An 11,381-nucleotide genomic window follows, 5' to 3' on the forward strand; every position below is an offset into this window, starting at 1 on the left:
CACAGTCTTGAGGTTACCGCATTACGCTGACCGGAGGCGGTCGAGAACCGTGCCGAGTCGGTACTCGGCGTGCCAGTTCACGTTCGCTCGGTCGTTGTTCGCGGCGGGCTCGTATCGGATAGTCATCTGCGTCTCGCTGGTCTCTTCGATGCTGACGAGATACGCGTCGTCGCGAACGGGAGCGTAGACCGCGAAGAAGTCGACGCGCCCGTCGTATCCCTCTCGCTCGTATCCGGAGCTTTTCGTCCGCGTGCTCCGAGTCCGGAATCGTACCGCTCCGTCGGTAGTCGCCTCGAAGGCGGTTTTGATCTGAATGCGATGGAACTCACCGCCCAGCTCGATCGCAACGTCGTACGGTTCGTTGTCGTACGCGGGAATCAATACGGAGACGCCGCGGCTCACGAGTTCGGACTTCACGATCGCCTCGGCGGCCTGTCCCCGTTCGTGCGGCCCCTCGAGTGAGGCGAGCCGCTCGCTTCGGTCTGACATGACTGGTGGCAGGTGGGTTACGGTGGGCGAGCCGACCGCTGGTGGGGGTAGTGTCGACGAACAACGGGAGGCGCCGAAGCCAGGACTCGAACCTGGGACCGCCTCGTTAACAGCGAGGCGCTCTACCAACTGAGCTACTTCGGCTCATCTTCGGGTACTCACGTTGTTTTGATAGGGCTTTCGTTTCCGCCCGACGGAGGGACGCTGGTCGGTTGCGGTTCGTGTCACGCGGTGTCGTGAGGCCGTCCCCTGTCCGCCGTCCGCGCGCCGGGCCTTCTCACCGAACCGGACGCTACCGGGTGCGTGCGGGGGGGACCGTCGACCCCGCTCGCGGTCGACTCCAACGCCGAAGCGACCGACACGTTTTCGGCCGGACCGCGAGAGGTGTCGGTATGGACGACGCGGAGGCGCACGGCGACGGGTTGGACGCGGTGCTGTCGCGGATCCGCGAGCGCGTCTTCCCGGAGCCTGAGGAGCGCGAGCGGCTCCGCGCGACGGCCGCGGAGCTGACGGACCGGACCCGCGAGGCGATAGCCGATCTGCCGGTCGACGCCGGCGTGGTTCAGGTCGGGTCGACCGCGCGCGGCACGTGGGTCGCCGGCGACCGCGACATCGATCTGTTCGTGCGGTTCGATGCCGATCTCGACCGCACCGAGTTAGAGGAGTACGGGCTCGCGGTCGGCCACGCGGTCCTGCCGGACGGCCACGAGGAGTACGCCGAACACCCGTACGTGAAGGGGAGCTACGACGGGTTCGACGTCGATCTGGTCCCCTGTCACGACGTGGAGACCGCCGGCGACCTCGTCTCGGCGGTCGACCGCACTCCGTTCCACGACGCGTACCTCTCGGCGCGGCTCGACGACGACCTCGCGGCGGACGTGGTGCTGGCGAAGGCCTTCCTGAAGGGGATCGGCGCGTACGGGAGCGACCTCCGCACCGAGGGGTTCTCCGGGTACCTGACGGAGCTGCTGGTGTTGGAACTCGGCGGGTTCGTCCCCCTCGTCGAGTCGGCGCGGAGCTGGCACCCGCCGGTGGAGTTCGACCCCGAGGGGCACGCGGAGCGCACGTTCGAGGACCCCCTCGTCGTCGTCGACCCCACGGACCCGACGCGCAACGTCGCCGCGGTGCTGTCGGCGACGAACCTCGCGCGGTTCCAACACTACGCCCGCGAGCTGCTCGCGGCGCCGAACGAGGGGCTCTTCGAACCGGACGACCCCAACCCGCTCACTCCGAGCGAGGTCCGAGACCACCTCGATCGGCGGGAGACGACCCCGGTCGCAGTGGTCTTCGACGCGCCCGACGTGGTCGACGACCAACTGTGGCCGCAGCTCCGCCGCTCGCTGGACGGGATCGTCGGCGGGCTGAACGACCGCGGCTTCGACGTGCTCCGAGCGCGCGCCGTGACCGACGGGGCGGAGGCGAACGACCGCGACGGCCCCGACGAGACGCCCAGAGCCGCGCTGTACGCGGAACTCGAGGTGACCGAGCGCCCCGCCGTCGAGCGCCACGAAGGGCCGCCGGTCGCGGTCCGGAAACACGCCGCGAGCTTCTACGAGTCGTACGTCGACGACGTCGACCCCGACACCTACGGACCGTTCATCGACGGCGATCGGTACGTCGTCGAGCGGGAGCGGGAGTTCAGCACGGTCCGGGAGTACCTGGAGAGCGACGCCGCGAGCGACGTGGCGCTCGGCGCGCGGGTGGAACCGGCGTTCACCGACCGCGACGTGTTGGTCGGCGAGGGGGTCGCCACGCTCGCGCCCGCGTTCGGGCGCCCGCTCCGGGAGTTCTACGAACCGCGGCCGTGAGACATCGACGAGAATCCGGCGGTCAGCCGGAGAGCCGGTCGAGAAGCCAGTAGACGAGGCCCGCCACGACGGCGACGACGACCGCGACCGCCGTGAGGAGGCCGGCCGCTCTCGGGAACGACAGCCAGAACGCGACGTAGAAGGCGAGCGCGAACGCGAACAGGCCGACGACGAGGATCCCGCGCGAGGGATTCTGGGCGGCCGCGACGAATCCGCGTTGGAGGACAGAGAGGTCGCCGAACTCGGGGACTTCCTCGGGGTCCGTGTCGTCGGAGAGCCGCCCCGAGTCGGCCGAGTCAGTCGACTCGCTATCGACGGGACGATCGGTGTCGGTCACGGGCTCGCGTAGGGACCGGAGGATGCTGTACCTATCGCTTCTCGACCTCCAGCAGGGCGAATTCAGGCCGAGCGTCTCGGCCGGCGGGAGCGACCGGCGCTCATCCGAAGACCCGAGCGACGAGGAGCGCCCCGAGGAGAAAGGCGACGAGCGCCGCAGCGAGCGTCGAGGCCGCGAGGGTCGCCGCGTCGCGAGGCCCGCGCTCGGTCGCGGCGCGGACCGTTCCGGCCGCGAACGACGAGAACGTCGTGAACGCGCCGCAGAAACCGACCCCGAAGAGCAGCGCCGCCGCCGATCCGATCGGGGCGGCGGACACCGTTCCGAGTGCGAAGCTACCGAGCGCGTTGACGAGGATGAGCGACCGGCGTCCCTCGACGCGGAGGCCGACCGCGTGTCGCGAGACGGCCCCGAGCGCGCCGCCGACGCCGACGAGCGTCGCCGTGAGCAGGGGTGCGGTTGTCATCGCCGCCACCCCCCTCCGACCGCGAGACCGAGCGCGGCCGCGGCGAACCCGGTCGCGTAGCTGACGCCGACGTACCACGCACCCGCCGGCGTCCCGAGCGCGACCGCGTCGGCGACGAAGGTGCTGTACGTCGTGAACGAGGAGAGCGCGCCGGTCCCGACCAGCAGCCGCGTTCTGGCGCTCGGCGCGCGGCTCAACAGGAGTCCGAGCGCGAACGAGCCGGCGACGTTCGCGACCAACGTCCCGAGGCCGGTCGGCGGCGTCGAGAAGGGCGTGAGACCGCCGCCGAGCGCGGCCGCGGCGACCGTCGCAGTGACCGCACCGTCGACGGCGTGTCTCGCGACGGCACCGAGGAATCCGCCGACCGCGACGAGGAGGAATCCGTAGGGCGTCCGATCCATGAGGTCGAGAGCGTCCGCGGCGGCTTGTGCGTTCTGAAGCGCTTCGGGGCTACGTCGCGTCAAACGACCGGCTCGCGCGCGGACTCTCGCCCTCGTGCGGCGTTCGGCGTTCCCGGACGCGGACGGTGTGGGCGGTCTCGGTCGCGTCGTCGACGACGAGCGCCTCGCCCACGCCCTCGGGAAGTCGGGAGGAGAGGTCGCCGCCGAGGTACGTCGCCTCCGCCTCGGCCAACCGGTTCACGTCGCGTTCGGCGGTGAGGCGGTGCGAGACGAGGAGATCGGACTGCGAGACGGCGACGCTCGGTAGCGCGGCCGGGCGCTGTGTCGCACAGACCAGCGAGACGCCGGGCGCCCGACCGCGCGTCAGAAGCGTCCGGAGCGCTGGGTCGGCGACGCCGTCGAAGAAGGCGTGTGCCTCGTCGACGAGCAGCCACGGGAGTCGCGAGCGGTCGCCCGCGACCCGGGCGTCGTAGAGCCCACGAGCGACCGCGCGGACGACGGCGGCCGACGCCGCGTCGGGGACGCCTGCGAGGTCCAGTACCGCGGGATTACCGTCCGCCGCGAGAGACGAAACCGGCGGGGAGTCGGCGTCGAAGACGCCCCAAGACGACGCCAGCCGGAGGTGGTTCGCCGCGGCCCGCCGGGTCGCCGCCGGAGCGTCGGCCGCGGCGACCGCCTCCCGCAGCGTCGCGAGCGACGGGGACGAGGGCTCGTCGGCCGGGTCGTCGACGGCGTCACCGCGGCCGTCCTCGACCGCGTCCGCGACGACGCGCCAGACGAGACTCCCGGGTCCGCTGGCCGGGTCGAGACCGAGCAGCTCCGGCCACGCCGACGGCGGTATCGAGGCGGGGCGAACGGCGGGCTCGACGACGCGGCCGCCGGCCGCGGTGAGCCCGCCGAAGACGCCCATCGGATCGACGACGATCGGAGCGACGCCCCGGGCATCGGCGATTTCCTCGGCGAGGACACCGAGCGTGTACGACTTTCCGGTCCCGCGCTTCCCGAAGACGACCCCCGCGTGCGGGCGGTCGAGGTCGACGCCGAGCGGCGCGCCGGCGCTCCCGTCGCGGGCGAGGAAGGAACCGATGCGAGCGGTGTGTGGCGGGCAGGAGTCGGCGGGACCGCTTCCAGCGGGCGGAGTTGGTTCATCGCCGTCGCCGTCCGCGTCGTCGCGTCCGAGTACGTACACGCGGTCGGATCGCACCGGTATCGGACAAAAATCTCCGGGGGATCCCGGATCGTGCGGGCCGATTTTTTATAAACGATACCGCGGCCAGCGAGGCGTATGTCCGATCGAGCACACGACTCGCGCACCGCGAACCGCCGGACGTTCAGCACCGATACCCGAGCGATCGAGGGACTCCCCGTCCGCCTCGTCATCGCGCTCGTCGTCGGCGTCGCCAGCCTCAGCGTGATGATGGGGATGATCGGCGACATCAACGGGTTAGCGGCGACCGAGCTCGACGCGCAGCCGCAGCCCGAGGTGACCACGCCCGGCGACCAGTCGATCGAGGTCGCGGTCGTCGACCCCGACGGCTCCCGCGTCGCGGACGCGACGGTCATCGTGCGGGGCGGCTCCGCGCGGATCGACGGCGTCGTCACCGCGCGGACCAACGGCGAAGGGATCGCGACCGTCGACGTCGACCCCGAACTGGGGCCGAACCAGGCGGACGGGACGCTCACGGTCGATATCAAGCCGCCGGCGGAGGGGGACTACGTCGACGAGCGAGGGAACACGGAGGTGCTCGTCGTCGAGGAGTGAACGACGCCCGCGGTGTGAAACGCCATCGCGGACGCTCCGAGGTCCGGTCGAATCGTGGCGGTGATCTCGCCAGGTTCCGACGAGGGAGCGTCAGAGATGGTCGTCCCAGTCGATCCAGTCCTGCTCCCAGCCGTGTCGACGGCGGCGGTCGCGTTCGGCGTGTTCGGCGTCTTCCCGCCGTGCTCGGTTCCGTTCCACGCCGGGCTGTTCGCCGTCGACGAGCATCGGTTTGAGCCGGGCCGGGCCGTGCGTCTCGACCGTCTCGAACCCGGCGGGCGCCGGGTCCTCTCCGTCACCCGCGCCGGGGTCCGCAGCGGGAGCGTCCGCAGCGGGTCCGTCGGCAGTCGAGGCGCCTGCGGCGTCCGCGTCGGCGGACGGTTCGATCGCCGCGACCGTCTGAACGCCCGCGCCGCGCGGGTAGACCAGCCGTCCGCCGGGCGCCAGCTGCTCGCGGAGGGCACGCGGCGGCTCGACCACCGCGGCTTCGAGGAGGATTCTGTCGTACGGCGCGTACGCCGGCAGTCCGTCGGCGCCGTCAGCGCGGTCGACGAGGACGGCCTCATATCCGGCGGCGTCGAGGTTCGAACGCGCGGCCACGACGGCGGCGCGGTCGATGTCGACCGCGTGAACGTGACGCGCGCCGGCGATTTCGGCGAGCATCGCGACCGAGTAGCCGATTCCGGCGCCGACGACGAGAACCGAGTCGCCCTCGGTCGCGTCGAGCGCCGTGACGAGCCGGACCACCGTCGCGAGCGACAGCGAGTGGGGGTCGTCGTCGTCGACGGTTCCGCTCCGGGGAGTGTCGTCGACGAACGGGTCGCGGGGAACGCGCTGGAGCGCGGTCAACACGGGCGGCTCGAGGGACTCGCCGATCTGGTGTTCGAGCCCCTCTATCATGTCCGCCCTGAGCGACGCGTCGTCCATGACCGCACTCGGGGCTCGGTCCTCTAAAAGCGTGCGTTCGTCGAGTGGGTGGCGATCCGGTGCGAGGAAATCTCGGGGACTGCGGCGGCAGCGCACTCGGAGACCGCGGCGGCTAGCGGTCCCGACTACCGCAGCGGAACGAACCGCACGCCGCCGTGATCCTCGCGGTCGACGCCGTCCGCGCGGACCGTGAGCCGGACGAGTCGCTGCTCGCCGCCCGCGGAGACGGGCGCGACGACGCGACCGCCCGGCTGAACGCGGTCGAGGATCGCTTCCGGGACCGACTCGGGCGCCGCACAGGTGAGGTAGGCGGCGTCGAAGGGGGCAGAGTCGACGAACGCGTCGCGTCCGTCACCGGCCGTGACCGTCACGTCGTAGCCGAGGCGGGCGAGTCGCTCCCGGGCGTCGGCGGCGAGTTCGGGAACGCGCTCGGCGGAGAAGACCGATCCGGGGCCGACGATCTCAGCGACGACCGCCGCGTGGTAGCCGCAGCCGGTACCCACCTCGAGGACGCGGTCACCGCGTTCGACGTCGAGGAGGTCGGTCATCACCGCGACCATGTGTGGCGCGCTGACCGTCTGCTCGTGGCCGATCGGGAGGGGTCGGTCGTCGTAGGCGGAGTCCACGTGGGCTTCGGGGACGAACTCGTGGCGCGGGACGGCCTCGATCGCCGACAGCGTCCGCTCGCTCACGTCGAGGCGCCGGCGGAGCGCGGCCACCAGGTCGCGCCTGGCCGCCGCGTGGTCGGTGTCGGTCATGAGATACGATAGCACTTCTAGCGTGGAGAAACCATCGACCGGACGGAAGAGGTGGGAGTTCGGATCGACAGGGAGTGTGGAGGGGGCGAGATCGGTCCGCAGGCGATCGGTTCGGAGGGAATAAATTGGAGGATGTCGCTTCGGGGTCGGTCGGCGCACGCCGGTCGGGTCACCCAGAGGCCGCCCGGATCAGTTCACGTCGATCCGGTGTCCCTCGTCCGCCTCGACGGCGTCGAGGGGGATCGTCACGGTGAGGACGCCGTGGCGGTAGGTCGCGGTCGCCTCGTCGGGACGGATGGTCGCGGGGAGGTCGACGGTCCGGGTGACGGACTCGTGGCGGCGCTCGCGTCGGAGGTACCGTCGGTCGGCGTCCTCGTGTTCAGCGTCGCGCTCGGCGGCGATGGTGAGCCGGTCGTCGTCGACGCGAACGTCGATACCGTCGCGGTCGAATCCCGGGAGGTCGGCCATCACGACGAACTCGTCGTCGTACTCCGTGACGTCGATGTCGGCGGTCCGGAGGTCACGACCCCACGCTCGCTCGCCCGCGAAGGGGGTGCGGCCGAGGAACTGTTCAATGTCGTCGAAGGGGTTCGTGGTGTTCATGGTACTCACCCTTACGGAGGCGCCGTGAGCTATTAAAGAGAGAGTGAGACGTGCTACCTCCCGATCGCGGCAGGCACCGATACGGACTCCGGCGGCGAATTCGACCCGAAACGCTCCCGTCCCGGCGGCGCGACCGGGTTCAGTTCACGTCGATCGTGTGACCGCGGTCGTCGTCGGCCGAGCGCTTGGGGAGAGTGACGGTGAGCACGCCGGCGTCGAAGGAGGCGGTCGCCGCGTTGGCCTCGACCGGCTCCGGGATCGGGACGCGCCGAGAGACGGACTGGAGGCGTCGCTCGCGTCGGTGATAGCGGACGGCGTCCTCGCCTTCGTCTTCGTCTCCGCCCGCGTCGGAGACGTCGAAGTCACTCGAGTCCTCGCGAGAGCCGGCGATCACGAGTGAGTCGTCGCGCAGTTCCACGTCGATGTCGTCGGCGTCGAACCCCGGGAGGTCGGCGACGACGGTGATCGCCTCGTCGTCCCCGTAGACGTCGACGTCCACGTCTCTGGCACCGGGGAACCGCGGCACGTCGGGGCCGGCCCCCTCCAGCGTCCCGCCGAGTTCCTCGAACTCGTGGCCCATCCGTTCGAGCAGGTCCTCGATCTCGTCGAAGGGATCGCGTCGGGTCATACAGGACAGGATTCGTGACGGAGCGTCTTGAACGTACTGGCGATACGGGGGCTCCGGGCACGCCGCCCGAGCGAGCGACAGACACTATCCGCTGGCGCACCTGCCGTTCGTATGCAACTGTTCTGGCACCGAGGGGACGCTCGCACGCGAGACAACGCCGGGCTCGCGGCCGCGGCACGGTCGGGGACGGTCGTGCCGGTCTTCGTGTACGACGCCGACCTGCTCGCGACCGTCGGCGCGCGCCAGCGCGCCTTCTTCCTCCGCCACGTGAAGCGGGTGGAGGAGCGCTACCGCGAACTCGGCAGCGACCTGGTCGTCCGCGCGGGCGACCCGGACGAGGTCCTCGTCGACCTCGCCGACGAGTACGACGCCGACACGGTGTTCTACGACGACCACTACCGCCCGGCGCGCCGGAACCGACAGCGGGCGGTCGAGGACGCGCTCGGGGACGCGGGCGTCGAGACGGACTCCCGGACCGACGTGGTGCTGGTGGACCCCGGGCGGTTGGAAGAACGGTACCCGAACCACAGTCAGTTCCACGACGACTGGGAGGCGGTGCCAAAGCGCGGCCCGTACGCCGAGCCTGACCCGGACGCGCTGGCCGACGTGCGCGACGGCAAGACCGTTCCCGAGCCCGAGGTCGACGTCGACCTCCCGGCCGCGGGGTACGACGCCGCGCGAGAGCGCTTCGACGAGTTCCTCGACTACGGGATCGCCTCGTACAACGACACCCGCGACGACCTCGCGCGGGCCGTCGAGGCGCCGACGCACGCCGTCTCCCGGATGTCACCGTACCTCGCGACCGGGGCGATCGGGATCCGCGAAGTGTGGGCCGGCGCGAGCGACGTGTACGACGCCGTGACGGGAGGTGAGCGCCGCAACGTCGACAAGTACCGCTACGAGCTGTCGTGGCGCGAGCAGATGTACCACCTGCTGTACTACAACCCCGACCTGGCGGTGTCGAACTACAAGTCGTTCCCGAACGAAATCGCGTGGCGCGAGGCCGACGACGACTTCGAGGCGTGGACGCGCGGCGAGACCGGCTACCCGCTCGTCGACGCCGGAATGCGCCAGCTGAACGCGGAGGGGTATATTCACAACCGCCCGCGGCAGGTCGTCGCGAGCTTCCTCACCAAGCACCTCCTCATCGACTGGCGGCGCGGCGCGCGCTACTTCACGAAGCAGCTGATCGACCACGACTACGCGTCGAACCACGGCGCGTGGCAGTGGACCGCCTCGACCGGGACCGACTCCGTCGACGTCCGCATCTTCGACCCGGTGAGCCAGATGTCGAAGTACGACGACGGGGCCCGCTACGTGAAGGCGTACGTCCCGGAACTGGCGGACGTGCCCGCCGGGACGGTCGTCGACTGGCCGACGCTCTCGCGGGCGGAACGCGAGGAACTCGCCCCCGACTACCCGCATCCGATAGTCGACCGGAACGAGGGGTACGAGCGGGCCCAACGCGTCTTCGAGGAGGCGCTCGGGAAGCGATAGCCGGGCGGGAATCGAGCCGAAACTCCGTTCCGTATCCGAGTTCTTTTCACGGGATCGGGCGAACACCGCCGGCATGTCCCCAGTCACGGTCGACGACGTCGAGGCCGCCGCCGAGCGGCTCGCCGGCACCGACATCGTCCAGCGCACGTCCGTCGAGCGGAGCCGGTCGCTGAGCGAGCGGTGCGGCGCCGACGTGCGCCTCAAGATGGAACACCTCCAGCGCACCGGCTCGTTCAAGACGCGCGGGGCGTACAACGCGATCTCGCAGGCGATCGACGGCTCCGGGGAGGGGACCGACGAGCCCGCCATCGAGCGCGTCGTGGCCGCGAGCGCGGGCAACCACGCGCAGGGGGTGGCGCTGGCGGCGGCGGACGCCGGGATCGGTGCGACGATCGTGATGCCGGAGTCGGCGCCGGCGGCGAAGATCGAGGCCACCCGCGCGTACGGCGCCGAAGTCGTGCTCCGGGGGAGCGCGTTCCCGGAGGCGATGGCGCACGCCCGGACGCTGACCGACGACCCCGGCGCGCGGTTCGTCCACGCGTTCGACGACCCGGACGTGGTCGCCGGACAGGGGACGCTCGGGCTGGAGGTCGTCGATCAGGTACCCGACGTCGATACCGTCCTCGTGCCGGTCGGCGGCGGGGGGCTCGCTGGCGGGGTCGCCACCGCGGTCAAGGCGCGCTCGCCCGAGACGCGCGTGGTGGGCGTTCAGACCGAGGGCGCCTCGACGCTCTCGGAGAGCCTGCGAGCGGGCGAACTCGTGACGCGGGAGGAGCCGGACACGATCGCGGACGGGATCGCGACCGGCGGGCTGAGCGAACTCACGTTCGGGCTCTTGAACGAGCACCTCGACGACGTGGTCGTCGTGAGCGACGACGACGTGGCGAACGCGATTCTCCTCCTCTTAGAGCGCGCGAAGCAGATGGTCGAGGGCGCGGGCGCGACCGCCGCGGCCGCGCTGCTCGACGACGACGCGGTCGACGACCTCGACTTGGCCGGCGAGACCGTCGTCCCCCTCCTCTGTGGCGGTAACATCGACGTGACGACGCTGAAAGAGGTGGTCACCCACGCGCTCGTCGACCGCGACCAGCTGATCGAGCTGTCGGTCCGCATCGACGACACCCCCGGCACGATGGGCGAGATCGCCACGCTGATCGGCGGCGAGCGCGCGAACATCCGGACGGTGCGCCACGAGCGGAGCCGCCCGGACCTCCCGGTGGGCGACGCCGACCTCGTGTTCGAGGTGGAGACGAACGGCCCGGCCCACGTCGATCGCGTCCTGACGGCGGTTCGCGAGGCGGGCTACGAGGTGGCGTGGACGACGCAGGAGGCGTGAGAAGGGTCGTCATTGTATAACTAAAACCGCGGTGGCGCGTGCCTCTGAGCGGCCGCCGAAGGCGGCCCGAGGAGCACGCGCGAGGGAGTCGCGAGCGAAGCGAGCGACGAGGCTGGGGAGGTGTGAGGCTGCGGTGCGGAGCGGTGCGGGGCGGGACTCAAAGGGGCAGTCGCGAGGACGGCGCAGGCGACGCAAGCACCGCAACGAGGGAGCGAACGAAGTGAGCGATCGAGTGAGGAGCACAGCGAGCGTGCGCCGTCCTCGCGACTGGGGCTTTGGCGGTGTTCACCGCCGGTCCATTATCAACTATTTATGAGTGAGCGGCAGGGACTTTGGCGGTGTTCACCGCCGGTCCATTATCAACTATTTATGAGT

13 protein-coding genes and 1 tRNA gene are annotated in these 11,381 nt (G+C 70.8%); 4 read left to right on the forward strand and 10 right to left on the reverse strand.

Annotated elements, in window-relative coordinates:
• Positions 1 to 21 precede the first annotated feature (21 nt).
• Both ACZ5KW_RS16815 and ACZ5KW_RS16820 read right to left on the reverse strand, forming a co-directional pair.
• Positions 22 to 489 (reverse strand): group I intron-associated PD-(D/E)XK endonuclease, encoded by a 468-nt coding sequence (locus tag ACZ5KW_RS16815; RefSeq protein ID WP_343778979.1) that lies wholly within the window; start codon positions 487 to 489, stop codon positions 22 to 24.
• Between the two features lie 71 nt (positions 490 to 560).
• Positions 561 to 633, reverse strand: a tRNA-Asn gene (locus tag ACZ5KW_RS16820).
• 248 nt (positions 634 to 881) lie between these two features.
• Between ACZ5KW_RS16820 and cca the strand changes: the two genes are divergently transcribed.
• On the forward strand, positions 882 to 2,297 hold the full coding sequence (gene cca, locus ACZ5KW_RS16825; protein WP_343778981.1) for a CCA tRNA nucleotidyltransferase: 1,416 nt from the start codon (positions 882 to 884) through the stop codon (positions 2,295 to 2,297).
• Between the two features lie 22 nt (positions 2,298 to 2,319).
• Here the strand turns inward: cca and ACZ5KW_RS16830 are convergent, their stop codons facing one another.
• From ACZ5KW_RS16830 to ACZ5KW_RS16845, 4 genes are all read right to left on the reverse strand, one after another.
• Entirely contained in the window at positions 2,320 to 2,634 is a 315-nt protein-coding gene (locus ACZ5KW_RS16830) for a hypothetical protein (RefSeq protein ID WP_343778983.1), read from the reverse strand.
• Between the two features lie 100 nt (positions 2,635 to 2,734).
• Entirely contained in the window at positions 2,735 to 3,097 is a 363-nt protein-coding gene (locus ACZ5KW_RS16835) for a fluoride efflux transporter FluC (protein WP_343778985.1), read from the reverse strand.
• The gene (locus tag ACZ5KW_RS16840; RefSeq protein WP_343778987.1) at positions 3,094 to 3,498 is read right to left on the reverse strand and encodes a fluoride efflux transporter FluC; all 405 of its coding nucleotides are present in this window, start codon (positions 3,496 to 3,498) and stop codon (positions 3,094 to 3,096) included. The genes ACZ5KW_RS16835 and ACZ5KW_RS16840 overlap by 4 nt, the downstream gene beginning before the upstream one ends.
• 49 nt (positions 3,499 to 3,547) lie before the next feature.
• Complete coding sequence (locus tag ACZ5KW_RS16845) at positions 3,548 to 4,708, reverse strand: ATP-binding protein (protein WP_343779828.1); 1,161 nt, start codon at positions 4,706 to 4,708, stop codon at positions 3,548 to 3,550.
• Between the two features lie 75 nt (positions 4,709 to 4,783).
• On the opposite strand from ACZ5KW_RS16845, the gene ACZ5KW_RS16850 reads away from it, so the two are divergent.
• A complete protein-coding gene (locus ACZ5KW_RS16850) occupies positions 4,784 to 5,260 on the forward strand; it encodes a DUF7382 domain-containing protein (RefSeq protein ID WP_343778989.1) in 477 nt (158 codons plus the stop codon).
• 90 nt (positions 5,261 to 5,350) lie between these two features.
• On the opposite strand, the gene ACZ5KW_RS16855 is transcribed toward ACZ5KW_RS16850, so the two are convergent.
• The 4 genes from ACZ5KW_RS16855 to ACZ5KW_RS16870 all read right to left on the reverse strand — a co-directional run bounded on the left by ACZ5KW_RS16855 (position 5,351) and on the right by ACZ5KW_RS16870 (position 8,173).
• Entirely contained in the window at positions 5,351 to 6,184 is an 834-nt protein-coding gene (locus ACZ5KW_RS16855; protein WP_343778991.1) for a protein-L-isoaspartate O-methyltransferase family protein, read from the reverse strand.
• Positions 6,185 to 6,309: 125 nt separating this feature from the next.
• Positions 6,310 to 6,942: a protein-L-isoaspartate(D-aspartate) O-methyltransferase gene (locus ACZ5KW_RS16860; RefSeq protein ID WP_343778993.1), complete on the reverse strand. Its 633-nt coding sequence runs from the start codon at positions 6,940 to 6,942 to the stop codon at positions 6,310 to 6,312.
• Positions 6,943 to 7,131: 189 nt separating this feature from the next.
• Positions 7,132 to 7,545, reverse strand: coding sequence for an archaeal heat shock protein Hsp14 (gene hsp14, locus ACZ5KW_RS16865; protein ID WP_343778995.1), 414 nt, complete (start codon positions 7,543 to 7,545; stop codon positions 7,132 to 7,134).
• 139 nt (positions 7,546 to 7,684) lie between these two features.
• Positions 7,685 to 8,173, reverse strand: a complete 489-nt coding sequence (locus ACZ5KW_RS16870) for an Hsp20/alpha crystallin family protein (RefSeq protein WP_343778997.1) — start codon at positions 8,171 to 8,173, stop codon at positions 7,685 to 7,687.
• A 111-nt stretch (positions 8,174 to 8,284) separates the two neighbouring features.
• Here ACZ5KW_RS16870 and ACZ5KW_RS16875 point away from each other — a divergent pair, with 111 nt between their 5' ends.
• Entirely contained in the window at positions 8,285 to 9,670 is a 1,386-nt protein-coding gene (locus tag ACZ5KW_RS16875) for a cryptochrome/photolyase family protein (protein WP_343778999.1), read from the forward strand.
• A 73-nt stretch (positions 9,671 to 9,743) separates the two neighbouring features.
• The gene (ilvA, locus tag ACZ5KW_RS16880) at positions 9,744 to 11,006 is read left to right on the forward strand and encodes a threonine ammonia-lyase (protein ID WP_343779001.1); all 1,263 of its coding nucleotides are present in this window, start codon (positions 9,744 to 9,746) and stop codon (positions 11,004 to 11,006) included.
• Positions 11,007 to 11,381: the final 375 nt, after the last annotated feature.

Source organism: Halorubrum ejinorense (assembly GCF_055389685.1).